The organism is Nocardioides sp. LHG3406-4 (genome assembly GCF_049897745.1).
Taxonomy (GTDB): domain Bacteria; phylum Actinomycetota; class Actinomycetes; order Propionibacteriales; family Nocardioidaceae; genus Nocardioides.
This window is the reverse complement of sequence record NZ_JAFCWV010000003.1, coordinates 171,067-195,989: the sequence shown is the minus strand read 5'-3', so window position 1 is coordinate 195,989 and position 24,923 is coordinate 171,067. Positions and strand designations below refer to the sequence as shown.

18 protein-coding genes are annotated in these 24,923 nt (G+C 70.0%); 5 read left to right on the top strand and 13 right to left on the bottom strand.

What is annotated here, in order from left to right:
- Positions 1 to 109: 109 nt before the first annotated feature.
- Together ACP7BP_RS12645 and ACP7BP_RS12640 are read left to right on the top strand one after the other, a co-directional pair.
- Positions 110 to 2,233: an amidase family protein gene (locus ACP7BP_RS12645; protein WP_426244977.1), complete on the top strand. Its 2,124-nt coding sequence runs from the start codon at positions 110 to 112 to the stop codon at positions 2,231 to 2,233.
- Between the two features lie 144 nt (positions 2,234 to 2,377).
- Complete coding sequence (locus tag ACP7BP_RS12640) at positions 2,378 to 3,316, top strand: zinc-binding dehydrogenase (RefSeq protein ID WP_426244976.1); 939 nt, start codon at positions 2,378 to 2,380, stop codon at positions 3,314 to 3,316.
- A gap of 39 nt (positions 3,317 to 3,355) precedes the next feature.
- On the opposite strand, the gene ACP7BP_RS12635 is transcribed toward ACP7BP_RS12640, so the two are convergent.
- The 6 genes from ACP7BP_RS12635 to ACP7BP_RS12610 are packed head-to-tail and all read right to left on the bottom strand — an operon-like array spanning position 3,356 to position 9,054.
- Positions 3,356 to 4,534: a dipeptidase gene (locus ACP7BP_RS12635; RefSeq protein WP_426244975.1), complete on the bottom strand. Its 1,179-nt coding sequence runs from the start codon at positions 4,532 to 4,534 to the stop codon at positions 3,356 to 3,358.
- Positions 4,531 to 5,931 (bottom strand): dipeptidase, encoded by a 1,401-nt coding sequence (locus tag ACP7BP_RS12630; protein WP_426244974.1) that lies wholly within the window; start codon positions 5,929 to 5,931, stop codon positions 4,531 to 4,533. The genes ACP7BP_RS12635 and ACP7BP_RS12630 overlap by 4 nt, the downstream gene beginning before the upstream one ends.
- A gap of 13 nt (positions 5,932 to 5,944) precedes the next feature.
- Entirely contained in the window at positions 5,945 to 6,649 is a 705-nt protein-coding gene (locus ACP7BP_RS12625) for an SDR family NAD(P)-dependent oxidoreductase (RefSeq protein ID WP_426244973.1), read from the bottom strand.
- The gene (locus ACP7BP_RS12620) at positions 6,646 to 7,359 is read right to left on the bottom strand and encodes a creatininase family protein (protein ID WP_426244972.1); all 714 of its coding nucleotides are present in this window, start codon (positions 7,357 to 7,359) and stop codon (positions 6,646 to 6,648) included. The genes ACP7BP_RS12625 and ACP7BP_RS12620 overlap by 4 nt, the downstream gene beginning before the upstream one ends.
- 44 nt (positions 7,360 to 7,403) lie before the next feature.
- Positions 7,404 to 8,324 (bottom strand): M14 family metallopeptidase, encoded by a 921-nt coding sequence (locus tag ACP7BP_RS12615; protein WP_426244971.1) that lies wholly within the window; start codon positions 8,322 to 8,324, stop codon positions 7,404 to 7,406.
- 25 nt (positions 8,325 to 8,349) lie between these two features.
- Positions 8,350 to 9,054 carry a GntR family transcriptional regulator gene (locus tag ACP7BP_RS12610; protein WP_426244970.1) on the bottom strand — a complete coding sequence of 235 codons (705 nt, stop codon included), beginning with the start codon at positions 9,052 to 9,054 and terminating at the stop codon, positions 8,350 to 8,352.
- Between the two features lie 125 nt (positions 9,055 to 9,179).
- Here ACP7BP_RS12610 and ACP7BP_RS12605 point away from each other — a divergent pair, with 125 nt between their 5' ends.
- Positions 9,180 to 10,496, top strand: a complete 1,317-nt coding sequence (locus ACP7BP_RS12605) for a class I adenylate-forming enzyme family protein (RefSeq protein ID WP_426244969.1) — start codon at positions 9,180 to 9,182, stop codon at positions 10,494 to 10,496.
- A gap of 95 nt (positions 10,497 to 10,591) precedes the next feature.
- Here the strand turns inward: ACP7BP_RS12605 and ACP7BP_RS12600 are convergent, their stop codons facing one another.
- From ACP7BP_RS12600 to ACP7BP_RS12590, 3 genes are all read right to left on the bottom strand, one after another.
- Positions 10,592 to 10,978 carry a VOC family protein gene (locus ACP7BP_RS12600; protein WP_426244968.1) on the bottom strand — a complete coding sequence of 129 codons (387 nt, stop codon included), beginning with the start codon at positions 10,976 to 10,978 and terminating at the stop codon, positions 10,592 to 10,594.
- Positions 10,979 to 11,361: 383 nt separating this feature from the next.
- Entirely contained in the window at positions 11,362 to 13,203 is a 1,842-nt protein-coding gene (locus ACP7BP_RS12595) for a fibronectin type III domain-containing protein (RefSeq protein ID WP_426244967.1), read from the bottom strand.
- A 118-nt stretch (positions 13,204 to 13,321) separates the two neighbouring features.
- Positions 13,322 to 14,497 carry a HupE/UreJ family protein gene (locus ACP7BP_RS12590; RefSeq protein ID WP_426245433.1) on the bottom strand — a complete coding sequence of 392 codons (1,176 nt, stop codon included), beginning with the start codon at positions 14,495 to 14,497 and terminating at the stop codon, positions 13,322 to 13,324.
- A gap of 428 nt (positions 14,498 to 14,925) precedes the next feature.
- On the opposite strand from ACP7BP_RS12590, the gene ACP7BP_RS12585 reads away from it, so the two are divergent.
- Positions 14,926 to 15,429 (top strand): hypothetical protein, encoded by a 504-nt coding sequence (locus ACP7BP_RS12585; protein ID WP_426244966.1) that lies wholly within the window; start codon positions 14,926 to 14,928, stop codon positions 15,427 to 15,429.
- Positions 15,430 to 15,516: 87 nt separating this feature from the next.
- Here ACP7BP_RS12585 and ACP7BP_RS12580 read toward each other — a convergent pair whose 3' ends face one another.
- From ACP7BP_RS12580 to ACP7BP_RS12565, 4 genes are all read right to left on the bottom strand, one after another.
- Positions 15,517 to 21,183: a GH92 family glycosyl hydrolase gene (locus ACP7BP_RS12580; protein WP_426244965.1), complete on the bottom strand. Its 5,667-nt coding sequence runs from the start codon at positions 21,181 to 21,183 to the stop codon at positions 15,517 to 15,519.
- A 467-nt stretch (positions 21,184 to 21,650) separates the two neighbouring features.
- Complete coding sequence (locus ACP7BP_RS12575) at positions 21,651 to 22,052, bottom strand: low molecular weight phosphatase family protein (RefSeq protein WP_426244964.1); 402 nt, start codon at positions 22,050 to 22,052, stop codon at positions 21,651 to 21,653.
- Positions 22,052 to 23,458 carry an FAD-dependent oxidoreductase gene (locus ACP7BP_RS12570; RefSeq protein WP_426244963.1) on the bottom strand — a complete coding sequence of 469 codons (1,407 nt, stop codon included), beginning with the start codon at positions 23,456 to 23,458 and terminating at the stop codon, positions 22,052 to 22,054. The genes ACP7BP_RS12575 and ACP7BP_RS12570 overlap by 1 nt, the downstream gene beginning before the upstream one ends.
- Before the next feature lie 24 nt (positions 23,459 to 23,482).
- Positions 23,483 to 24,199: an aquaporin gene (locus ACP7BP_RS12565; protein WP_426244962.1), complete on the bottom strand. Its 717-nt coding sequence runs from the start codon at positions 24,197 to 24,199 to the stop codon at positions 23,483 to 23,485.
- 46 nt (positions 24,200 to 24,245) lie between these two features.
- On the opposite strand from ACP7BP_RS12565, the gene ACP7BP_RS12560 reads away from it, so the two are divergent.
- Entirely contained in the window at positions 24,246 to 24,920 is a 675-nt protein-coding gene (locus tag ACP7BP_RS12560) for a helix-turn-helix domain-containing protein (protein WP_426244961.1), read from the top strand.
- Positions 24,921 to 24,923 lie beyond the last annotated feature (3 nt).

Sequence of the window (24,923 nt, the reverse complement as noted above, 5' to 3'; positions counted from 1 at the left end):
TTTCGCACCGGTCCCTCCAGGCCTGCAGGCACGGCGGGGCGCTCACCACCCAGCGGCCCGCTGACCTCAGAGGTGGGCACGCCGCTCGACAGAAAGGCCGAAGATCCGGATGCAGTTCACAGTCATCGGAGCAGGAGCCATCGGGGGCACCGTGGGCGCCCATCTCGTGCGTGCCGGTCATGACGTGCTCTTCGTCGATGCCGACGAGGCGCACGTCAAGGCCATGAACGCCCAAGGACTGCACGTCTCCGGCCCGGTGAACGACTTCGTCGTGCCGGCCCGTGCCGTCACCCCCGACGGTCTCCCCGAGGTTCTCGACGGTGTCGTGCTGGTCGGGGTCAAGTCGCAGCACACCGCTGAGGCCGTGGCCCCGCTGGCCGGTCGCCTCGCCCCCGACGCCCTGGTTGTCTCGCTGCAGAACGGGCTGACGGCCGACATCATCGGACCTGTCGTCGGGTACGAGCGACTGCTGGTCTGCTTCGTCAACTTCGGCGCTGACTACCTCGCCCCCGGCGAGGTGATCCAGGGCAATGTGGGCACCTTCCGCATCGGGGAGCTCGACGGGCGCCTGACCGAACGGCTCGCCCTCCTCGCCGAGACGCTCCCGTACGCCGAGGCCACCGACAGCATCCTGGGCTACCTGTGGTCCAAGGAGGCCTACGGCGCGATGCTGTGGGCCGGGGCCGTCTCCGACCTGTCGATCGCCGACAGCCTGGAGGACCCGCGCTACCAGCCGCTCATGCTCGCGATCGCCCGCGAGGTGCTCGACCAGGCCCCGGTGACCCCGCTGCCGTTCGACGGCTTCGAGCCCGACGACCTGCCCGGCTCCCTCGAGCGACTGGTGGTCTTCAACCGCGGGAGCGCGAAGTCGCACAGCGGCATCTACCGCGACCTCGCCGTGCGGAAGCGCCCCACCGAGGTCGCCGAGGGTCTCGACCCGCTCGACGGACCGCTCACGAGCTACGTCTCGGCGCTGATCCGTGCGATCGAGCGCGGCGAGCGCAGCTGCGAGGTCGCGAACCTCGACCTGCTCGCGACGTACGAGCGGCTGGAAAGACTCGGCCGACCGCTGAACGCGGTGGTGACGGCACTGCCCGCCCCTGCCCGCGCCGCGGAGGGGCCGCTCCACGGCGTCGCCGTCGCGGTCAAGGACATCATCGCCGTCGCCGGCTCGCCGCGGGGCAACGGGAACCCCGACGACATGTCCGGCCCGGCCGAGACCGAGGACGCGCCCGTGGTCGCCCGGCTCCGCGAGGCCGGCGCCGACGTCTTCGCCCTGTCGACCCTGCTGGAGTACGCCGCGGGCGCGCCGCACCCCGACCTGCCGGAGGCCCGCAACCCGGTGAATCCCGACCGGACGGCGGGCGGATCGAGCGGCGGGTCGGCGGCCCTCGTCGGAGCCGGCGTGTGCCCGGCGGCGTTGGGCACCGACACCGGCGGATCCATCCGGATCCCGGCCGCCTACTGCGGCGTCGTCGGGTTCAAGCCGACGTACGGCCTGGTCAGCGCCGACGGGGTCGTGCCCCTCTCCCCCACGCTCGACCACGTGGGCGTGCTGGCCGCGAGCGTGGCCGACTGTCTCGAGGTGATGGCGGCGGTCGCCGACCTCCCCCGGGTGCCCGCCACCACGGAGGGGCCGGTGCGCCTCGGCGTCCTCGAGCAGCAGCTCGCCGATCCGCGGCTCGACCCCGAGATCGCCCAGATCACCCGTGCTGCGCTGGAGAGGCTCGCGTCCGCCGGGATGGAGCTCACGCCACGAAACGCGACCCCGCTCACCGAGATCGGCGCGCTCCTCGAGCCGATCCTGCTGGTCGAGGCCTGGGAGGTGCACCGGGACGCCATGAGCAACCGACCGGAGCACTACGGTGAGCCGACCCGCCGCCTGTTCGCCATGGCGGGCCGGACCGACCCACAGGTCCTGCCGGAGGCGCTGGCCCGGCGCGAGCTGCTCCAGCCGGCCGCGACCGACGTGTGCACCGGGGTCGACGCGCTGATCGGGCCGGTCGTGCCCTACGCCGCCCCGCAGCTCACGCCGCCGATCGACACCCCGGAGGGCGAGATCGAGGGCATCTTCACCGGTCCCTACAACGTCACCGGGCAGCCCGCGATCAGCATCCCGTGCGGGGTCACCGCTGCCGGCCTCCCGGTCGCGGTCCAGCTGGCGGCCCCCGTCGGCGGCGACGCGGCGCTGCTGCGGGTGGCCGCGGCGGTCGAAGCAGCGCTCCGGCCCTGAAACCCCGCCCCACCCCACGATCGAGAGGAACCCTCCCATGCGCGCTGCCCTCTACCTCGATGCCGGCGACGTCGTCGTCGACGACGTCCCCGACCCCGGGTCGAGCGGCCGACCGACGCCGTGGTCCGCGTGGTGCGGTCCTGCGTGTGCGGGTCTGACCTGTGGGCCTACCGGGACACCTTCAAGCGGGACCCCCGGTCGCGTCTCGGCCACGAGTTCGTCGGCGTGGTGGAGGAGGTCGGCTCGGAGGTGAGCGGCTCGAGGGTCGGCGACCTGGTCGTCGCCCCGTTCAGCTACGGCTGCGGCACCTGCTGGTGGTGCCTGCAGGGCCTTCCGACCTCGTGCCCCGACTCGGGCACGTGGGGCGCCCGTGGCGACGACGGTGGCCAGGGCGAGGCTCTCCGGGTCCCGTTCGCCGACGCCAACCTGGTGGTGGCGCCCGGCGGCGCCGCGGCGTACGACGACACCGGGCTGCTCAACCTGCTCGCCCTGTCCGACGTGATGGCCACGGGCCTGCACGGAGCGGTCATGGCCGGAGTGACCGAGGGCTCCACCGTGGTGGTCGTCGGCGACGGGGCTGTCGGGCTGTGCGCCGTGCTGGGCGCCGTCGAGGTCCTCGGGGCCGAGCGCGTCATCCTGCTGAGTCGCAACCCGGCCCGCCAGGCGGTCGGCCGGCTGTTCGGGGCCGCCGAGGTGGTCGCGGCCCGGGGCGAGGATGCCAAGCAGGCCGTGCTGGACCTGACGGACGGCCACGGGGCGCCTGCCGTGGTCGAGGCCGTGGGCAGCCCCGGCGCCTGGCAGACCGCGATCGACACGGTGTGCGACGGCGGGCAGATCGGCGCCGTCGGCGTCCCGCACACCGCGCCCACGATCGCCACCATGCCGCTGCTGGCCCGCAACCTCGGGGTCCGGGTCGGTATCGCGCCGGTGCGCCGCTACCTGCCGGACCTGCTCGACCGGGTCGTCGCGGGCACTCTCGCACCGGCGCCGGTCTTCGACCTGACGCTGTCCCTGGAGCAGACGCCCGAGGCCTACGCCGCCATGGACCGCCGAGAGGCGATCAAGGTCGCGCTCGCCCCCTGATCCCTGACGCCCCGGCGGGACGGCCCAGCCGGGCTCGCCTCAGGCGGGCCAGATCTCGCGCAGCGCGCGCAGGATGTTGCCGCCCACCACGGCCTGGATCTCGTCGTCCGTGTAGCCGTGCTTGACGAGCCAGCCGATGATGTTGCGGAAGCACTCCTCGGGGCTCTCCAACCCGGCGACGTACGGGACGCGGGGATGCTCCGGCGCCGAGTCGGTCGCCCCGGCGAGCAGGTGGGCGAACTGCCGGTGCAGTCCGACATGGTCGACGAAGAGCGTGTCCGGGCCGAACGCCACGTGGTCGAGGCCCACGAGCTCCGCGCAGTACTCGAAGTGGTCCATGACCGACTCAAGCGAGTGCTCCCGGTGGGCGGTGGAGATGGTGGTGTGCGGGGCGGCGGAGATGCCGATGACGCCGCCGGTGTCGGCCACCGCCCGGAGGACCGGGTCTCCCTTCAGTCGCGGGATGTCCCAGAGCGCACGCGCGCCCGCATGGGTCATGAACACCGGTGCCGTGCTGGCGGCGCAGGTCTCGATGCCGGTCCGGTCGTTCGAGTGGGACACGTCGACCGCGAGGCCCACCGCGTTCATGCGGGCGACCGCGCGACGACCGAACCCGGTCAGTCCTCCGTCCGGGCCGTCCACGAGTCCGGCGCCCAGGGCGTTGGAGTCGCTGTAGGCGATCCCGATCTGACGCAGCCCGAGCCCGAACAGCACGTCGAGCCGGTCGAGCTCGTTCTCGATCGGCGTGGCGGCCTCGAGCCCGAAGACCAGCGCCACGGTGCCGTTCGCGTGCGCTCGGAGGATGTCGTCGACGCTCCGCGCGACCACGACGTCGTGCTGGTGCGCGAGGTCGGCCTGGCGCATGCCGAGGTCGGTCACGACGTCGTCCCAGCGCCACGGCGCGTGCCCGCTGACGCAGGCGGTGCCGTCCATCATGTTGTCGAAGACCGCGGTCATCCCCGAGCGGCGCAGCCCCTCGAAGGCGGTGCGCTGCCGCCCGGTCCGGTTGTACGCCGGGATCTGGGCCACATCCTTGGGGAACACCACCGGGTGGTCGTGGAGGCTGATCACGAGGGACTCCCGGAGCAGCCGCTCGGCACGACGGGCCTGCTGCTCGTCGAGCCCCAGCGGGTACGGCGGAACCCGGTCGAGCTCCGCGTCCAGCTCGAACTCGGGGATCTCGCCCTCGGGCAGGTAGCCGTAGGAGGCGTAGCTCACGGTGCGGTCCCGAGCCGGTGCTCACCCTCGGCCAGCAGCCGGAGCAGGGCCTCCCACGCCCGCATGCCCTCGCGCAGCCGGCGCAGCCGCATGAACTCGTTCGGGGCGTGGTGGAACTCGTCGGCGAACGCGAAGGAGAAGAACAGCGTCTTGGCGCCGAGCACCTCCTCGAACAGTGTCGTCGCAGGCAGCGTGCCGCCGATGCGCGCGAGCAGGACCGGCTCACCGGGGTAGACGACCTCCAGGGCAGCCCGAGCGGCCCGGATCGCCGGGTGGTCGGCCGGGATCGTGTACGCCGGGACCGGACCGGGCTCGTGAGTCGTCGTGACCCTGACCCCGGCGGGAGTGTGGGCGTGCACGTGGCGCTGGACCGCGTCGTACACCGCCAGCGGGTCCTGCCCCGGGACGAGCCGGCAGGTCACGTGGGCGGAGGCGACCCGAGGGATCACCGTGTAGGCACCACCGCCGGTGATGCCGTTGACCTCGAGGGTCGGGCGCGTCCACAGCCGGGCCAGGGTGGAGAGCCCGGGCTCACCCACCAGCTCGTCGACGCCGAGGTCGGTCCGGTAGGCCTCCTCGTCGAAGGCCACGGCGGCGATCTCGGCGAGCTCGCCGTCCGACGTCGGTGCGATGCCGTCCTCGAAGCCCGCCACCGCTATCCGGCCGTCGGAGTGGTGGAGCGAGGCGAGGATCTCGGCCAGGGCGTGGATCGGGTTGGCGACCGTCCCGCCGTAGCGGCCCGAGTGCAGGTCGCGGTCGGCGCCGGTCACCTCGATGTCCAGCGCCAGCAGGCCCTTCGACGCCGTCGACAGCGACGGCTCGTCGGGGCGCCACATCGCGCCGTCCGCGGAGATCACGAGGTCGGCGGCCAGCGCGTCGGGATGGGCTTCGACGTACGACGCCAGGTGCGGGCTGCCGATCTCCTCCTCTCCCTCGAAGAGGAAGCGCACGTTGAGCGGCAGCGCGCCCTCCTGGCCAAGGAACTGGCGGCAGGTCTCGACGGCGAGGTACGTCGGCCCCTTGTCGTCGGTCGCGCCGCGACCACGCAGCCGCTCCTCGCCGGAGTCCGGGTCTGTGTAGCGGGTCATCTCGAACGGCGGCGTCACCCACTCCTCGAGGGCACCGGTGGGCTGCACGTCGTAGTGGCCGTAGACGAGCACGGTCGGCGCGCCCGGCCTTCCGAGCCAGGCGCCCACGACGGCCGGATGCCCCCCGGTCTCGACGATCTGCGGGTCCGCGAAGTCGATCTTCTCGGCGATCCACTCCGCTGCGCGACGCATCGTGGAGGCGTCCGCGTCACGGCTCACGGAGGGAATCGCGACGTACTCGGTCAGCTCGGCGACGTAGCGCTCGTCGTCCGGCTCGAAGTTCAGTAGCTGCTCGGCTGTCTCGGTCACGGTGTCCTCCAGCTCAGAACATCGCCGAGCCGCCGTCGACCGACAGCACCTGGCCGCTCACCCAGTCGGCCAGCTCGGAGGTGAAGAACCGGACGCCGTTGGCGATGTCGAGCGCTCGACCGGTGCGGCGGAGGGCGATGCCCTGGACCAGGGCGTCCTGGCCCTCGGGGCCGTAGCTCTCCCACTGCCTCTGGGTCGTGGGGTTGGAGAGAACGAAACCCGGCGCGATGCAGTTGACCGTGACCCCGTAGGGCCCCAGCTCGTGTGCCATCTGCCGGGTGAAGCCGATCTGTCCCGCCTTGGCGCTGGTGTAGGCCTGGACGCCGGTGAGACTCACGGAGCGGCCGGCGCCGGAGGAGATGTTGACGATCCGGCCCCAGCCGGCCTGCTTCATCCCGGGCGCGACGGCGCGCGTCATGAGGAACGTCGAGGTCAGGTTGGCGTCGACCACGGCGGCCCAGGCCTCGTCGGTGATCTCCTCGATCGGGTGGTGGACCTGGCCGACGACACCGCCCGCGCAGTTGACCAGCACGTCGACGAGGCCGAGCTCGGCCAGGTACGCCGAGACCGCTGCGGAGTCGGTGACGTCGCACTCGGCCTTGTCGACGCCGTGCACCGTGGCGCCCTCCTCGGCGAGCACCTCGGCGATCGCGGCGCCGATGCCGTTGGCCGTGCCGGTGACGACCGCGGTCTTGCCGGACAGCCCAGCCCCGATCACCGGAACGCCCACCCATCGGTCAGCAGCTCTCGCACCTCGTCCACTCCCGTCCTCCAGATCTCGTCCATGACGTCGTCGCCGAGTGCGTACGACCCACCGAAGCTGCCGTCCTCGCTGAGCTCGCGGATGTCCGCCGGGTTCGCCTGCCCGACGACGTCTCGGGAGAGCACGGGCTTCCCGCCCGCCGGCATCTCGACTCCCGGCAGCCGGGTCCAGGGGAAGTTCTCGAACCAGCCGCCGTGCGTCGGGTCGTGCTCCTTGCTCTCCGCGAGCGCGGCGACGCGGGGCGCGGCGTACCAGCTGGTGAAGACGACCTGGACGCGGTGCTCCCGCGGCTGCGCGATCCACTCGCGGGCGAGGTTCATCGCCGGGGTGTTGCCGCCGTGGCCGTTGACGATGGCGAACCGCCGGAACCCCTGGCCCGCCAGGGTGTCGAGCAGGTCGCGGATGACCGCGAGGAAGGTCTCGGTGCGCAGGGTGAGGCTGCCCGGGAAGGCGGTGAAGTACGGCGCCAGGCCGAACGGCAGCACGGGCAGCACCGGGATGCCCAGCGGCTCGGCCGCCTCGATCGCGACGCGCTCGGCGAGGATGGCGTCGGTCCCGAGCGAGAGGTAGCCGTGCTGCTCGGTCGAGCCGATGGGCAGCACCACCCGGTCGTCGGTCTCGAGGTAGGCCTCGACCGCTTGCCAGTTCATGTCGTGCAGACGCACGCGCGCCTCCTTGGGGCCTCGGGGTGTTCGTCCGTGGACGACGGTCAGGTCAGGGCGAGCCCCATGAGCAGGCCGCCGGCGACCACCGCCGGACTGCTGGTGATGAAGAGGGGCACGCCGGCCTGGGGTGCCCGGATCTCGGTCGGCGCCCCGCCGAGCACGGGTGCGACGGTGCCGATCAGCGCACCGGCGGGCACGTCCTCGCCGGTCTGGACTGCGGGCTCCCACCATCCCTCGGCCTCGGTGGAGAGCCACAGCCAGCCCTCGTGCTCGGCCGGGGCCGGGAACTGCGTCGCCGGCTCTCCGGTCATGCCGAGGTGGCACAGGATGTTGCGCAGGCCGCGGAGATGGCGCTCGACGGCGGCCCGGTCCAGGATCCCGCACTGGCCCGACTCGGCCGTGATCGCGGGGATGCCCAGGTCGGCCGCGACCGCCGACGTGCTCCCCCCGACCGTCCGCCCGGCCGCGGCCTGCCGGACGACGTGTCCGAGACCGTAGGCGAGCGCGAGGGCCCGGGCCTGCTCGGAGACCGGCGACTCGTCGTAGAGGGCGAAGGGCTCCAGCGCCTCGGGCAGGTCGCCCGCATGCAGGTCGAGGAAGTAGTCGGAGCCCTTGATGAACCGCTCGGTCACGGCTGCCGCGATCCGCTCGGAGGCGGTGCCGGCGGCGTCACCGGGGAAGCTGCGGTTGAGGTTCTTCCCGTCGAGCGGCACCACGAAGGGCGACCGTGCCCAGAAGGCCGGGAGGTTGACCACGGGCACGACCGTCAGTCGCCCGTGGAGCGACTCCGCGTCCACCGTCGCGGCCAGCTCTCGGGCGGCTGCGATGGAGGTGTACTCCGTGCCGTGCACTCCGGCGATGACCGTCAGGTGCGGCCCGTCGCCGGCGCGGCCCTCCACCTCGACGTACGGGATCGTCAGCGGCGCGGCGGCGCCGAGGTCGACGGTCAGCTCTTCAACAGGCACGGTTCCTCCTGGTCCTCGCGGACGGTCACTTCCCGGTGGGCAGCTTGGTGAGCACGGAGAGCAGCTCCTCGCGGCTCCACTGGAGCAGCTCGGTCGTGGCTTGGAACGCCTTCTCGGGGTCGCGCTTGCGCAGGGCGGCCTGGATCTTGCCGTTGCGGCGCAGTGACTGCTGGCTGTACTGGCCGGAGTGGCGCACCAGCAGGGCCCAGTAGCGCAGCGAGCTGCGCCACGTCGACTCGGCGTAGCCGAAGAGGAGCCGGTTGGGGCACGCGTCGAACAGCTGCCGGTTGTAGTTGGTCAGGGCGGCGACGTAGGCCTCGGAGTCGGCGCCCTCCGCGGCCGCCGTCATGTCCCCGAACGACTCCTCCAGGCGGGCGAGCGTGCCGTCGTCGATGCTCCGCGCCACCTCTTGGATGCATGCCGGCTCGATGAGGAGACGGCAGACGTACAGGTCGGCGGCGTGCTCGGCATCGAGCTCGGCGACGAAGGCCCCGCGTCGCGGCTCGACGACGATCAGCCCCTGGGCGGAGAGCGACCGCAGCGCCTCGCGCACCGGGGAACGGCTGATGCCCATCTGCTCGGCCAGCGCGCCCTCGGCGAGCTTCTCCCCGGGCTTGATCCGTCCCTCGATGATCTGAGTCGCGATCCAGTCCTGGGCGATACTCGCGAGCGACGAGTGCTGCGCGGCCACGCTGGGCAGCACGCCCTCTGCCCCACGATTCTCGGTCATGCGCCCTCCGTCCTTGCGGTACGCGGATCGTACTCAGTACTTTGCATACTACCTACAGCCCGGAAGGGCCGCCACCGCTCCGCTCGGGCCGGAGCAGATCCCTCAGACCGGGAGCGTCCAGCCACATGCACGTCGAACTCGACCGCCCGGCCGCCGAGCGGCTCGCGAGCGGTTTCCTGGCCGGGCTGCACCAGCGCGGCATCGGGTCCGGCGCCATGGTGGCGTTCTCCTCGCCCAACTCCCCCGAGCTCCTCGCCGCCGTCTTCGCCTGTCTCCGGGCGCGCGTCGCGCCGGTCGTGCTCAGCGCGTCGCTCACGTCCTTCGAGCGCCACGACATGCTGCGCGACCTCCCGATCGCCCTGGTCGTCGACGACGAGTCGTGCACATCGCTGGCTCGGACGCCGGTGAGTGCGTCGACTCCGAGGATGGACGACTCCTTCGCGTGCCGGCCCCTGCACTTCACCTCCGGCACGTCCGGTCGCCCCAAGGCGGTCTGGAGTGGCTGGCTGGACGCGTCGGCGTCGGCCGCGGCGACCGACGAGGAGCGCGCCGTCTGGGGGTTCGAGCCGACGGACCGTCATCTCGTCAACGCGCCGCTGAGCCACTCCGCACCCTTGCGCTTCGCGCTCAACACGCTCCTGCACGGCGGCACCGTCCTGCTCCCGCGGCGCTTCGACACCGGCGAGACGAGCGGCCTCCTGAGCGACGCCGGCGTCACGACCACCTTCATGGCCCCTGCGCACCTCCAGCGAGTCCTGGCCCAGGCGCCGCCCCGCGACCACTCACTCCGACTGCTGGCGCACGCCGGCTCGGCCTGCCCGACCTGGGTGAAGCACGCGGCGATCGACCGCTTCGGGGCGTCTGTCGTCACCGAGTTCTACGGCTCCACCGAGGGCCAGTTCACGGTGTGCGCCTCGCACGAGTGGCTCGAGCGGCCGGGCACGGTCGGACGGGCCAGGCCCGGCCGCGAGCTCAAGACCGTCGACGACCAGATCTGGTGCCGCACTCCGCTGCACGCGCGCTTCGAGTACTGGGGCGACCCCGACAAGACCGCGGCCGCCTGGGACGGTGACTGGTTCACCGTCGGCGACCTGGGCCGTATCGACGCGGACGGCTACCTCTACCTGGAGGGCCGCCGCGGAGACCTCGTCATCACCGGGGGCGTCAACGTCTACCCCGCGGAGGTCGAGCGGGTCCTCGGAGAGCTCACCGGCGTGGACAAGGTCTGCGTCGTCGGCGTGGACGACGAGCGCTGGGGTCAACGGGTGTGCGCAGCACTGACCGGGGAGGTGACCGACGCCGAGGTCCGCGCGTACGCCGAGGCGCACCTGGCGCCGTACAAGCGACCCAAGACCGTGCTCGTCGCCGACGCCCTCCCACTGACCCACTCCGGGAAGGTCGACCGCCTCAAGGTCGCGGCGCTGCTCGCGGCTGTTGCCTGAATGACGACCATCCCGCTCGAGTCGGCCGGCGCAGGCCGCGATCACCCGAGGGGCGGCCCCGGTGAGGACCGCTCCGGCGGTGGACCGCAGTGTGCTCAGCCCGTCGCGGCGTCGTCGAGGCACATGATGTTGCCCTCGCTGTCCTTGAACCAGGCGGCGCTGCCCATCCCCTCCATCCTGGCGACGTCGCCGTCCCAGGTCACGTCGGGCATGTCGTAGTGCTCGAACTCGATGCCCTTCGACTTGAGCCCTCGCACCTCCTCGGCGACATCGCTGACATGCCACTGAGCGATGGTGTGGCCGGCCAGGCCGGCGTACTCGGTCTCGTAGAGGAAGAAGGTCGTCCCGCCGCTGGTGGTGTAGACGAGCCCTGCCGGGTTCTCGTCCGCGGGCGTGAGGCCGAGCTTGTCGGCGTAGAAGCGTCGCGCCCGGTCGATGTCCGAGGCCGGGACGTTGGCGGTGACCTTGCTGTCGTTCAGCATGGCTGCTCCTTAGGGTCGGGAAGTGCCCGAGCCGCTTCCCTTGCAACGTAGTCCCGCCGAGGCGCTGTGACTACGTCTGCCGACGGGGCAGGCCGAGGAGGCGGAGCGCCGCACGACGGACCCACAGGGTCGATCAGGGATGCGGACGGTGGGGTGGGTTTCCGAGACGACCCCCGGGGCCTTCCCCACGACCCGGGGGCCTGCGAGCGCTCACCCCCCACGGCTGGGACCCGCCACGGCCCAGTACCCGCTCAGCGGGCCGGCATTCGCTGGTCTAGTCCCCTCAGGACGCATCACCCTGACCCGACCCTGACCCAGGAGAGCAGCAGCGACCCCCGGAGTCTTCTCCGGGGGCCGCTGCTGATGTGGTTGTCGCTACGGGCTCAGCCGAGCTGCTTGCGGATGGCGCGGTAGGCCGCCACCTGGGCCTTGAGCTTGATCTTCTTGGTGCCGTGGGCCTTCTTGATCTTCTTGGTGAGCTTCTTGATCTTCACGGCGACCTTCGCCTGCACCGCGGCGGGGACGACGTCCTGGAAGACCGTGTTGTCCTTGACGACGGTGTTGTCCCTGACGATGGTGTTGTCCCTGACGATGGTGTTGTCCCTGACGACCGTCTCGGTCTTCGTCACCACGTCCATCGGCGCGAAGATCGGCGAGACGTCTTCCGGGTTGCGGAAGAGGCTGAACAGGTCCTGGATGGAGCCGATCGGAGCCGTCCAGGCCCCCAGCTCGGGGCCGATGCCGTCGACGTTGCCGCGATCGACGGCCGGGTTCGGGCCCGAGGTGTCGTCGTTGGCGCGGATGTTCTTGACCTGGAGGCCCTTGTCGTTCACCGTGACCTCGATGTAGGTCTGGACGTGTTCCTGGTTCTCCACGGAGTTGGCCCAGTGCCGGACATGCGTCTTGGTGGTGTCATCGCTCTGGACCGACTGCGGTCCGCCGATCTTGGTGTCGGGCCCGTAGCCAGCCTCGGTCGCGTCGGGCTCGGTCAGGTCGTAGTACTTCGAGCCGGAGGCCGAGTTGGCGGTCACGTAGACGACGCCGCCCTCCTTGGCTACGACCGTGGGCTGGCCGGGCTGCTCGTTGGGGTCGGCCTTGACGGCATCCGAGCCGAGCGCCGTACCCCTGAGGGCGTAGGAGCGTGAGTAGGAGTGGTCGTGGCCCTGCAGGACCAGGTCGACGCCAAGGTCGGAGAACGCCTTGGTGAAGTCGCCACGACGAAGCTGGTTGTCACCGTCGTTGGCGTGGTCGGCCGGCGAGTAGATCGCGTGGTGGTAGACGAGCACGACGTGCTTGATGGCGGCGTCCTTCTGCTCCTGGATCGTCTTCGTGACGAAGGCGACGTGAGCCGGGTCGCTGCCGTTGGTGGGCGAGTAGGCGTTGGAGTTCAGGTCGATGAACAGCATGCCCTTCCACTTGTACCAGTAGTCGCCGCCCGACAGGGTCGCCTTGTTCGCGGCGTTGGTGTACAGCGCGTCGCTGCGGTCGAGCGTGTCGGGCAGGGCGAAGTGCTGCTCGTAGGCGTAGCCGGAGACGTCGTGGTTGCCGATGGTGGCTGCCCACGGGATCGAGCGCAGCTGGTCGGGCTGGAGGAAGTTGTCCCACTCGGTCTCGTTGTTCGCGGTGTTGACCTGGTCACCGCCGGAGACGTAGAGCTCCGCCTTCGGGCTCTGCTTCTGGGTCTGGTCCATGGTCCACTCCCAGCCATCGCCGTCGGCCTCCGGGTCACCGGAGGCGCCGATCTGCGGGTCGCCGAAGAAGAGGAACTGGAAGTCGCCGTTGCCGAACGTGCCGGTCTTGAAGGAGTACTCGTCCGAGACGTTCGACGACGAGCCCTTCTCGGCCACGCGGTAGTGGTAGGTGGTGTTCTCCTTGAGACCGCTCAGCGTCACCTTGCCGTTGAAGCTGGTGAGCGCGAGGCCGGTCTTGGCGTCCTTCGTGGTGTTCTGCTCGACCGTCGCCGGGATGACGACCTTGTCCGAGAAGTCGGCCTTGGTCGCCAGCTCGACGGCCTCTCCGGCCGCCGGGTCGGTGGCGGAGTACCACGCCACGCTGCGCGAGGTCTCGTCGTCACCGACTCCCAGGACGATGCTGCTGACGGAGAAGGCGGCCGGATCGGCACCGTTGGCAGACACGGTCACACCGGCGCCCACGACCGCGCCGACGGTCAGCGACGCAGTCGCCACTGCTGCGCCGACACGGCGACGGGTGATTTTGAACGTCATGTAAGTGAGTTCCCTTTCGGATCCAAGGAAGAGGCGGGTTTCATCGGTTCACCATTTCGACGTCCAGCGACCGGCTGGTGAATAGAACGCGTGCTCTCAGGTGGGGTTGAGGAAACACTCAGCCTGAAGCGAGTCGCTGGACGAACCAGACGAGTCCGAAGACCGTGACGACTGCGGCGATCGCACCTGTCACGAACAGGCCGGCGGTCGGCGCCTTGCGCCGCAGCAGTGCCATCAGCGGGAAGAGCAGGACGATGAGCCCGAGCTGGACGGCCTCGATGCCGAGGTTGAAGACGATCAGCGACCAGAGCAGCGTCCACGACCAGGCCTGCTGGATCCCGAGCGCGCCCGCGAACCCCAGTCCGTGGATGAGGCCGAAGCAGAAGACCACCGCCAGGCGGCTCCAGCCGGCGCGGTCGAGCGCGAAGTGGCTGGTGCCGATGACGTCGAGGTCGGTCGCGTGCTCGCGCTTGCGCCACAACCGCCACAGGTGCCAGCCGGCCACGACGGCGATCGACAAGGCGATGGTCGGCTCGACGACACGGGCCGAGACGGTGACGATGCCGAGGGCGGCCAGGAGGAGCGTCACCGAGTGCGCCAGCGTGAAGGTCGTCGCGGCCAGCACGATCTCCCGCAGGCGACGCGACCCGGCGATCAGGGCGAGCAGGAAGAGGATGTGGTCGATGCCGGTGAGCAGGTGCTCGCAGCCCAGCTTGAAGAACTCCCAGAACCTCTCGGCCGTCGACTGGTCGGTCGAGAACGACGTCTGCGAGGCGTCGAGCGCCGCGCTGCCGTCGACGAAGTCCAGGTCGTAGGTGACGACCGTCTTCGTCCCCGTGACATAGCCCTCGTCGTCCGGGAAGAGCGTGCTGTGGACCTGGTGGGCCTGCGCGTCGTCGGGGCACTGGTAGTCCAAGACGGCGCGGAGGTACGGCACGTCGCGCATCTCGACCGTGAAATGCCCGTCCTGGGATGGCGTGCAGGCCGCGCCGTCGACGCTGACGCCGAACCGATCGTCGACGTAGGCCAGCACCGAGGCCGCATGGTCGTTCGCCGCCTTCGTCATTCCCGGGAAGTCAGCCGTCTCCCAGGCCGGCTGGCCCGACTTCACCAGCAGGTCGTCCTGCTGGGTGTCGCCGACCGAGTAGAGCAGCAGGTCGTACTCGAGCCCCAGCTCGACGCGGACGTGCCCTTGCGACGGAGCGGTGAGGTCGGCGTACACGACCGAGGAGAACCCGTGCGCCTCGGCTCGCGAGAGCGGCAGGAGGATCAGCAGCAGGACGGCACAGGACACGAGCAACGCACAGATTCTTCGCATGGCAAGGCGGAGAGTGTCGGCAACAGATGAACGAACGGCGACGCGCTGGCGAACACATCAGCAGAGGTGGCGATCGCTTTGGAATCGTTCCGATCCGTCAGGTAGATATGACCTCGCCACGTCCCACTTCTGAGAGGCCCCCTGTGTCCCCCCGCGTTATCGGCCTCGCCACAGCCGCCGTTGCCCTGCTAACCGTGTCAGCCTGCTCGTCGAGCTCGGCCGAGGAGTCGGTCACGCCGCCGTCGCTGTCGGCCTCGTCGGCCAGCCCGTCAGCGAGCCCCGCAGCGTCGCCCTCCCCGTCGCCCATGGGCGCCGACGGCGGACCCGTCGTGCCATCGCCTGGGACCGGCACCCTTCGCCCCGGGTTCGTCACCCCGACGGCGCCTCCGCCCCCGGGCGGCACGATGACCCCCAGCCCGAAGTCCTGGTCCAGCGTCACCGTCCCTGCTGGCTACACGGTCGCTCTCCTGTCGACCGACGACTCAATGGCTGCGCGTCATCTCACCGATGCCGTGAAGGCCTGGGCTAGGACCACCGGCGTCCACCTCACGCTGGTGCCCGCGCACGATCCGAGGAACTACCTCGCGTCCATCGAGAAGGCGATCGAGGTCCACGCAGATCTGGTGGTCAGCGCCGGCGACCCCCTCGCCGACCCACTGGCCCTGGTCACCGCGAGCTGGCCGGACCAGAAGTTCCTCCTCCTCGGTGCCGAGCTGGCGGAGCCGACGTTCAACGTCACGGCAGCGGTATGGAAGGGCACGACGGCCCGAGGCGGCGGCAGCGGCGCCGGGAACGCCTGGAAACACGACCCGGCGACGTTCACCGTAGAGCGCGCACGTCGGGCACTTGATGCCGGCGTCGCCGCGGTGCTGCGCGGCTACGCGGGCTTCGTCGTCCAGGTCGACTGAGCAAGGCCGGCCGCGGCCACGCCTCTTCTGCTCCGAACGCACCGCCGCCCCGGCTCGAGAGCCGGGGCGGCGGGCTTGCCGGTCGGGTCAGTGCTTGACCTTGACCGCCCTGCTGGTCACTGTGGTGGGGGTCCAGTCACCGAGGGTGCCGGTGACTCGAACGGTGACCTTCTTGCCCTTCATGCTCTTCTTGAGCTTGAGCTTGGCCCCGTGCCCGACGACATGGCCGTTCACCAGCCACACGTAGCTGAACCGCGTGCCTGCGGTCCAGGCTCCGGCGTGCAGGCTCACCGACAGGGTCTTGCGCACCTTCGCCTTGGCCTTGATCTGCACCGCGTGCGCCACGACTGCGGGATGCGGAGGGGACTGGTCCGTCCCCGTCCCCGTCCCCGTCCCCGTCCCCGTCGCCGGGCCGGTGCCACCCACCGAGGTGTCGCGCACAGGGTCGGTCGCCGGGATGACGATCGCCGGGAGGACTGTCGCTCTGTCGGAGGCCCGCGAGAAGCTCGACCTGCCGTTCACGTTCGCGGCCGCCACATAGGCCGAGAAGTCGCCGGGGGCGAGGTCGCCGAAGGTGTGGCTCCTCTCCGTGCCTGCGACCTCCACCTCGGTGCCATCGCTCAGCTGCACCGTGTACCGGGTGATCGTCGAGCCACCGTCGTCAGGCGCCTCCCAGCTGATCGTGACCGCCCGGCCGACGACCGAGATGCCGGGCTTGGCGGGGACGTCGGGCTTGCTGCTCGCGATCGGGACGTCCGTCGCATACTCACCCGCCTGCGAAGCGCCGAAGGCGTTGAGCGCCTTCACGCTCGCCCGGTACTGACGGCCGCGCCTGAGGCCCGTGAACGTGTACGACGTGGTGTCGGCGTCGACGGTCGCCGACTCCTCACCGGTGAGCTGCACCTGATAGCCGATGACCGGAGAGTTGCCGTCGTAGGTCGGAGCGGCCCACGACACGCTGATGCTCTGGCCGGACGCCGTCGCCGAGACGGCCTGTGGAGCGTCGGGCGTCGAGGACGCCTTCAGCTCGAGGGCGTCGATCGCCGTCTCGAGGCTGGTCGCCTGGCCGGCGTACGCCTCGTCGGTGGCGGTTCCAGCCGCGAGCATCGCCGTCGACGACGCCAGGACCGCCCTCAGGGCATCGGCCGTGGCCTTGGTGTAGCGGTCGAGGTCCAGCGCCTCGGCGTCCGTCACCGCAGCCACGAGCGACCGCTGGGCCCGCGGTGCCAGCTGGCCGGCAGCGAGCTGCAGGTTGCGCAGCGCACTGGTGACGCCCGAGGCGACGGCGGTCTGGTCGGCGAGGACCTCGTCGGCGGTGGTCATCGCCTCGGAGAACGTCCGGAAGTCGACCCCGACGTAGCGGTCTGCGTCGGCCAGCTCGGGCTGGTACCGGTCGTACAGCTCCTGCAGCCCGGTCTTGTCGACCCCGTAGTTGAACGTGAATGAGTCGAGATTCGCCACGAACGGGTGGTTGGCGTCCGGAACGTCCGTGTGCAGGACGAGGACCACCTTGTGCACCCCGCTGATGGCGGTCGGGAGGGCCACCTTGGTCGTGCCCGCGTTGGACCATCCCGAGCCGGTCACCGGGAGCGGGACCGTGACCACCGGGTCTCCGACCGCCGCGTCGAGGTAGACGTCGATCCGCGAGTTGTTGCCGCAGCGCGAGGAGTTGTTGACGTAGTGCACGGACATCGACGTCGCCGTGTCCGCGAACGCCAGGTCGTCGTACTCGAGCACGTTGCCGTCGTGGCTTCCACCGACGTCGGTGCCGGAGGTGCCGTCGCTCCAGTTGCTGAACGCCTCGGTCTTGAGCTCCGCGCCGGTCCAGGCGGTCCGGTCCTCGAACTCGACCTTGAGGCCGTCGGACGGCTCCACGTCGGGAACGACGAACGTGAGGTTCCCGATGTTGCCCACGTAGGGCTGCGCGGCGGTGTACGTGCCGTGCAGGACGACGTAGACGTCGTGCGTGCCGGTGATTCCGGCGGGCAGGTCCACCGTGGCGGTCCCGTCGAGGTTCCATGCGTTGCCGGTGGCCGGCAGCGGCACGTTGACCAGCTTGGTGCCATCGCGCGAGTCGAGGTAGACGTCGATGTTCGCGTCGGCGGCCACCCGGCTGGAGTTGTTGATGTAGTGCACCGACAGCTGGTCCGGCGACTGCGAGAGGTCGACACCCGACCAACGCACCCAGTCACCGTTGTGGGTGTTGGCGATGGCGGTGAAGCTGCCCGCGGAGCCGGTGTCGGTCTCGGTCTTCATCGTGTTGCTGCCGACGCTGACGCCGTCACCGCCCCATTCGGCTCGTCCCTCAGGTGTGAGCACCGTGTCGTTGTCGACGTCTGCTGGAGCGCCGGACTCGGCGAACTGCATGAAGTCGACGTTGGCGACCCAGTGAGCCCTCCCGTCGGTGGACGAGCCGGTGAAGACGAAGTAGATCGTCGCCGGCGCGGCCTCCAGCAGCGCCTGCACGTTCGTCAGGTCAGCGGTCGCGGTGGCGTAGGTGCCGAAGGTGGACGCTGTCGGAGGGATCGCGACGGTCGCCAGCAGCGGGCCGTCGACCGCACCGAGGTGGACCTGGACGGCAGCGTTGTCGTAGCCGTCCGCGGAGGCACCCGAGTAGCGCACCTGGACCTGGTCCGGGACCTGGTCGTCACCGAAGGTGACGCCGTTGAACGCGATCCACGAGCCCGGCCGGACGCCACCGAGGCCGCCGGGCTCGTCGTGCAGGTCCGAGCCCCCCGACCAGGAGTCGTGCTCCTCGGCCTCCAGCCTGCGGTAGCCACCCAGGCTCAGCGCGAGGCCGTCGAGCGCAGCAGTGAGGGTGGCGTCGGCGTTGTTGATCTCGTCGTCGGTCGCTCTTGCGTCGGCCAGGACGGTCCTGGCACTGTCGCGAGCCGTGACCAGGGCGGCGTACGTCGAGCCGTCGTAGTTCCCGGCCGCAACCAGCCGCGCCTCGTCGTACGTCGCCTTCAGCTGCGCGCGCCAGTGGTCGGTGACCACGATGGCGAACGGGTCGAGTGCCGACAGGCCGATGCCTGTGACCGACGACGCCGCGACGCCGCCGTTCAACGCACCGTCGGTCAGCCGGACCGCGAACCTGGCCTTCTCCAGCCTCGGCAGTGTGCCGGTGACCTTGACCGCCAGGGTGGTGCCGCTGGTCCGTGTGACCGTGGCGGTGACGCCGGCAGGCAGGCCGGTGACCGACACCGTGCCGGTGCCGGTGAGCTCGTCGCCGTTCGCGCCGGCGAACGTCGCGCCCGACAGCGTCATCGTGATGGTGCCGTCGACCTTGCCGGCCGCGTCCGCGGTGATGCTCGCGCGGTCGGCGGTCGCGCTCGCGGTAGCCGGCGTGCCCGTCTCGGCGGTGCTCAGCGAGAAGGCCGGCTTGCTGTCCGTGCCCCAGCTGGAGGCCGTGGCGCCCATCGTGACGTCGAACGAGCCGTCGCCGGCGATGTCGGAGTAGTCGACCCAGGTGTTGCCGTAGGCCTTGCCGTCGAGCTCGGCGTCCTGGATGTAGTAGTCGTCCGGGGAGACGCCGTCGGCGGCGATGCTGAAGCTGGTGCCGTCGGCGTGCGTGATGTCGACGCGCGGGAAGAAGGGCGAGCCGACCTGGTACTGCGAGGAGCCGGCGGTCACCGGGTAGAGGCCGAGGGCGGCCCCCACGAACGTCGCCGACATCGCGCCGGTGTCGTCGTCCATCGTGGGCAGGAAGCCCAGCGGCTCGTTCTTGAAGACCTTCGTCTTGATCGGCGGGGTCAGGTGGCCGTTGCTCGACGGCGGGTTGTTGCCATCGGTGCCTCCGGTGGCGATGTAGTTCTGCCACGTCTCCTTGGTGTAGAGGTCGCGGACCCACTTCTGGGTCTTCGACGGCTCGCCGACGTAGTTGAAGAGGTACGGCGTCTGCAGGTCGACCTCGTTGGCGTTGGACTTCAGCATCCTCGTGCCGTCGTCGGGTGCCTGCTCACCGAAGTAGTGGCTGAGCGCCTGCTGTGTCGCGGCCGTGCCACCCATCGCCGCGATCAGCCCTGCCATGTCGTGGGAGGGGTACCAGTTGAACTGCCACAGCGTGCCCTGATAGAGCCTGGCGGCCTGGAACTGCTCCAGGTCGTCGGTGCCCCAGGCGCCGGTGGCGTCCTTGGAGGAGAGCACGGAGACCGGGGTGTCGTCCTCCGCGGTCCACGCGCCTGGCTTCATGACGTTCTTGTAGTTGCCCGAGCGCGCCGCGTAGGACGCGGCGTCGGCCGTCTTGCCGAGCGACGTCGCGATCACCGACAGCGCGAAGTCGTCGTAGGACGTGGCGACGGTCGTGCCCGGGTCGCCCGCGATGTAGCCGAGGGACTGGTTGGCCGAGTTGTAGGTGTTGGAGTTCGCCACGAGCGCGGGGTAGGCCTCCGCGAGCCGGTCGAGGTGCACACCCTTCGAGACGGCGTCGGCGATCACGATCGCGGAGCGCTCGAAGCGGACGGTCGGCACGGCCATGGTGCGGCTGCTCAGCGTCGCGTTGCCCACCTTGGCGTCGTCGGCGTAGAGGTCGACGAGCGACTGGACGACGTCGGCGTACATGTCCGGGTACATGGTGGCCAGCACCGAGTACTTGCGGAAGTCGTCCCACGTGCCCCAGCCGTCGTAGTGCGTGTAGCCGTCGGCGGTGTGGACGGCGCCGTCCACACCGCGGTAGGTGCCGTCGGTGCTGGTGGCGTCGGTCGGTGTGGCGAGCATCCGGTAGAGGCTCGTGTAGAAGATCCTCTCCAGGTCTCCGTCGGGGTCGCTGGTGGCGTCGCTGGTGACCGCGACCCTGCCCAGCGTCTCCTGCCAGTCGTCGTGCGCGTCCTGGCGGACATCCTCGAACGACTTGCCCCCCAGCTCGGCGGTCTGGTCCCTGCGAGCCTGGGCCACGCTGACCGGCGACAGGGTCGTGGTGAGCTGGACGGCCTCGCCGGCGGTCACGTCGAAGCTGATGACGGCGCCGGTGTCAGTGCCCGTGCGGTGCTTGGTGGCCCCGAAGCCGGCCCCCTCGCCCCAGGTCTGCACGCTCGCGACCGGTCGGCTGGTGACGGAGTCGAAGTAGAGCTTGTAGTTGTAGCCGTTGAACGTGCCCGTGACACTGCCGGACAGCTCCGCGCGGCCGTCGTCGAGCATCTTCACGTCGAGGTCGGACGCGAGCCGGCCCGTGAAGTTGTTCGCCAGGTCCACGACGAGTGAGGCCTGCCCAGCCTGAGGGAAGGTGAAGCGCTCCAGCCCGCTGCGGACCGTTGCGGTCAGCTCCGCGTCGATCGTGCCCTCGGCCGCTTGCAGGCCGACCTGGTAGTAGCCCGGCTCCGCCGTCTCGTCGCTGTGTGAGAACGGAAGGGCGTAGGTGCTGGTCGACGGCCGCGTCGTGTAGTCGGCGTACGTCGGTACGACCAGCAGGTCACCGCCTCCGCCTGAGCCACCGACACCGTCCAGGTTGGTGAGCGTGAAGCCCTTGATCTTGCTCTGCGCGTAGTCATAGCCCGAGTGGGTGCGACCCGGCGCGGTCATCGGGTTGGGCTTGGCCAGGCCGTGCGGCACCTGGGCGCCCGGGATGTTCTGGCCGTTGTCGCCCTGGGTGGACATGAACGGGTTGACGAACTGGGTGTAGTCGGCGGGCGCCATCTGAACGGCGGGCGTCGCCTCGGCAGGCGCCGTGGCGGCGAGTCCGGCGACCGCGAGGGCGGCGGCGAGGACGGAGGGGATGGCACGTGGCAGGTGAAGGCCACGCGAGTGCGTGATGGGCATGCAGTCGCTTCCTTGGCATCAGGGGTGTTCGGCAGGAGCCGCCGTGACACTAGGGAGCGCTGGTGAACCGGAGACAACCTCCGGGCGAGGGGGAAGGTCTCAGGGAGGGGCCAGCGGCTGTCGATCAGGTGAACGAGGTCAGGGAGGCCGCCGGACGACGCCTTCGTGGGCGGCTCAGATGGCCTGTGGACGCGCCCTGGCCCGGCTCTGAGGCGTCCGCGCGACACCAGCCGACGTGGGCTCAAACCCACGTGGCCCCTGATCTGCGTCTTCGCTGATCAAGGGCCACTCTCGGGTAGCTGGGGCAGGATTTGAACCTGCGACCTCTGGGCAATCTCGAGAGCTTGTCTGTTGCTACCGAACGTTGCGGGAAACAGCCAAATCGCTCGTGTTGTAGCGGTGTTCGCTGTTCGAACACCTCCGTGAATCGGGTGCGCCCAAGTCCGGATCTACTTGCGATCCGGTGGCTAGCGTGGGGCAACCCGGTCGAGCAGCTCCTCGACCTGCCTGCTGATGTGTTCGCGAAGCGGTCGGATCGCCGGGGCTTCCCAGTTCTGAGGGTTGGGCAGGTCCCAGGTCTCGTACTGAACGCCGTCGACCTCGGGCAGATCGAGGCCCGGCTTCATCGCGATCACGACAGTCGCGTTGCTCACGAGTTCCTCGGTGACCTTGGTCGGAACGTGCGCGGAATCGTCGATCCCGATCTCAGCGAGGCTGGCGATCGTGCCGGCACTCGCAGTCTCGGCCGGTGCGACACCGGCAGATAGCACAATCGCGCCGTCACCTGCTTGCTCGCGCGCAAGCGCGGCACCGAGGGCGGATCGGCCAGCGTTATGGGTGCAGACGAAGAGCAGGGTCGGCTTGGTCATCAGTTGTCCTTCGTGAGGCTGGCGCGCTCCGCGTCGATCTGGTGTTCCTTGACCCACGCCTGGGTGGCCATCTGGACGGCGTCCCAGGGCGAGCCGAGGGGCGGGGTGTAGGAGAGGTCTAGCTCGGTCATGCCGGAGACGGTCATCTCGTGGAACAGCGCGGTCGCGTAGGTGTCGACGCGCTTGGAGATCTCAGCGCCCTTCGAGCCGATGAGTTGGGCGCCGAGGAGACGACCCGTGCCGGCGTCGCCGGTGATGCGGATCGAGATCGGGGTGGCACCTGGGTAGTAGGCCTTGTGGTCGTCCGGGTTTGCGGTAGTCGAGACAGGCGTGAAGCCAGCGGCGGTGGCTTCGTGTTCGCGCAGACCTGTGCGGGCTGCGACGAGGTCGAAGACCTTGACGACTTGGCTGCCGAGCGAGCCGGCGAACTTCACCGATCCGCCGAGTGCGTTCTCGCCAGCGACGCGGCCCTGCTTGTGGGCTGTGGTGCCGAGTGGGAGGTAGGTCGTGCCGAGGAGGCGGTGATGGGTGACGACACAGTCGCCGGCGGCCCACACGTGAGGGAGTCCGGTAGCCATGGACTGGTCGACGAGTACGGCGCCGCGCGGGCCGGTCTGGGCGCCGGCCTGGACGAGCAGATCGGTGTCGGGCCGGACCCCCACGACGACGAGGACGAGGTCGACGTCCCAGGTCAGGGCTTCACCGTCGGCCGTCGTGCCGTCGACGTGGAGGCCTGAGTCGACTTTTGAGAGACGGGTGACGGTGGCGTTGGTGTGGACGTCGACGCCGTGCTTGACCAGCTCGTCGTGGACGAGTGAGCCGAGTTCGACCTCGACGGTTGGGAGCACCTCCGGGAGCGTCTCGACCTGGCTGACACGGATGCCGCGCATCGTGAGGCCCTCGGCCATCTCCAGGCCCACGTACCCGGCACCGACGATGAGCGCGCTCTTGGGCTGGATGCGGTCGAGGGACTCCGTCAGGGCGAAGGTGTCGCCCATCGAGTGCAACAGGTGGACACCGTCCGCCGTATTGAGGGTGTCGAGTCCCTCGATCGATGGGCGGACGGGGACGGCTCCGGTGCCGACGACCAGCTCGTCGTACTGAATGAAGTCGTTGCTGCCGTCGGGGTTGCGCACGGCAAGCCGTTGTCCGGCGACGTCGATCGAGGACGCCCAGGTGTCCAGGCGCAGCCTCATGCCGGTGGCTTCGAGATCGGCGTGGGTGCGGTGCGCGAGGTTGCGCCAGTGCCCGACCTCACCGGAGATGTAGTACGGGATCCCGCAGATCGAGAAGTTCGGATAGGCGTCGGCGACGACCACGGTCACCTCGACCGACGGATCGAGTTCCCGCGCTCGCAGAGCTGCGGAGATCCCGGCGTCGCTTCCGCCGATGGCTACGAGTCTCATCGTTGTGTCCTTGGCGTTTCGAGGTCAGTGGGTGTGCGGGACGACGACGTCGTCTGCCCTGGTGCCGGCGTCGGGATAGAGGGCGAGGGTGAGTCCGATGCCGACGATGAGGCCGACCAGTTGCATGCCGATGAACGCTGGGGCCGACGTCGGTGCGATGCCGGCGAAGGTGTCGGAGAACATCCGGCCGATCGTGACCGCGGGGTTGGCGAACGAGGTGGAGCTGGTGAACCAGTAGGCGGCGCCGATGTACGCGCCCACCGTCGGTGCCGCGATTGCGCCTCTCTCGGTGCGGACTAGCGCGAAGATCAGTGCAACCAGACCGGCCGTGGCGACGATCTCGCCGACGAGGTGTCCGCCCGTGACGCGGTCCTTGGTGGACGGGTTCGTGCCGACCTCGAACATCACATTGGCCAGCAGCGCTCCGCAGACGCCGCCCAGGATCTGCGCGACCGAGTAGAGGCCAACGTCAGTCAACGACAGCCCGGTCCGCGTCCGTCGACCGAGGAACCAGTCGGCCAGGGAGACGACCGGATTGAAGTGCGCTCCGGAGACCGGCCCGAACCACAGGATCAGAACGGTCAGTCCGAACACGGTGGCCGTGGAGTTCTCGAGGAGCTGCACGCCGATGTCATCGGGGGAGAGCTGCTGGGCGGCGATGCCCGAGCCGACAACGACGGCGACAAGGAGGCCGGTGCCAAGGAACTCGGCCAGGAGTCGGCGCGCAAGAGAGTCAGTCACGCAGGCATCTTGACCGAACGACAATCACTCAGTCAAACTTGACTCAATGAATACTGAACGAACAGACGAGCTGGAGCGGCGGGCCGCGGTGCATGCGGCACTCGGCGACCCGGCGCGGCTTCGGATCGTCGACACGTTGCTGCTCGGAGATGCTTCTCCTTCGGAGCTGGCTACTCAGCTGGGGATGCCGTCGAACCTGCTTGCCCACCACCTCAACGTCCTCGAAAGCGCCGACGTGGTGTCGCGGCACCGCTCTGAGGGCGACCGCCGCCGGACCTACCTGCGGCTCACCGGCGTCGCCCTGGACCAGCGCACGTCCACCCATCTGACGCCCAACCGGGTGGTGTTTGTCTGCACGGCCAACTCCGCCCGCTCTCATCTCGCCTCGGCGTTGTGGCGCCAGGTGAGCCCGATTCCGTCGATCTCGGCCGGGACGCACCCCGCCGATCGCATCGACCCCGCCGCCATTGAGGTGGCTCATCGACATGATCTACCCCTGCCGCGGGTCCGGCCCCGGCACCTCGACGACGTAGTCGCCGACGACGACCTGGTGGTGTCCGTGTGCGACCTCGCCCACGAGGAGCTCGGCCGGCGCTCCCAGCTGCACTGGTCGATCCCGGACCCCGTCCGGATCGGCACCGCTCCTGCGTTCGACACCGCCTACGAAGAGATCGAGCACCGCGTCGCCGAGCTGGCTAGCCGGTTCCCCGTCGCTTCCTGAGCC

Coding starts and splice junctions, on each gene's coding strand:
- ACP7BP_RS12645 (WP_426244977.1), top strand. CDS start 110: ATGCAGTTCACAGTCATCGGAGCAGGAGCCATCGGGGGCACCGTGGGC.
- ACP7BP_RS12585 (WP_426244966.1), top strand. CDS start 14,926: ATGACCCCCAGCCCGAAGTCCTGGTCCAGCGTCACCGTCCCTGCTGGC.
- ACP7BP_RS12575 (WP_426244964.1), bottom strand. CDS start 22,052: ATGACCAAGCCGACCCTGCTCTTCGTCTGCACCCATAACGCTGGCCGA.
- ACP7BP_RS12560 (WP_426244961.1), top strand. CDS start 24,246: ATGAATACTGAACGAACAGACGAGCTGGAGCGGCGGGCCGCGGTGCAT.
- ACP7BP_RS12595 (WP_426244967.1), bottom strand. CDS start 13,203: ATGACGTTCAAAATCACCCGTCGCCGTGTCGGCGCAGCAGTGGCGACT.
- ACP7BP_RS12570 (WP_426244963.1), bottom strand. CDS start 23,458: ATGAGACTCGTAGCCATCGGCGGAAGCGACGCCGGGATCTCCGCAGCT.
- ACP7BP_RS12610 (WP_426244970.1), bottom strand. CDS start 9,054: ATGACCGAGAATCGTGGGGCAGAGGGCGTGCTGCCCAGCGTGGCCGCG.
- ACP7BP_RS12580 (WP_426244965.1), bottom strand. CDS start 21,183: ATGCCCATCACGCACTCGCGTGGCCTTCACCTGCCACGTGCCATCCCC.
- ACP7BP_RS12600 (WP_426244968.1), bottom strand. CDS start 10,978: ATGCTGAACGACAGCAAGGTCACCGCCAACGTCCCGGCCTCGGACATC.
- ACP7BP_RS12605 (WP_426244969.1), top strand. CDS start 9,180: ATGCACGTCGAACTCGACCGCCCGGCCGCCGAGCGGCTCGCGAGCGGT.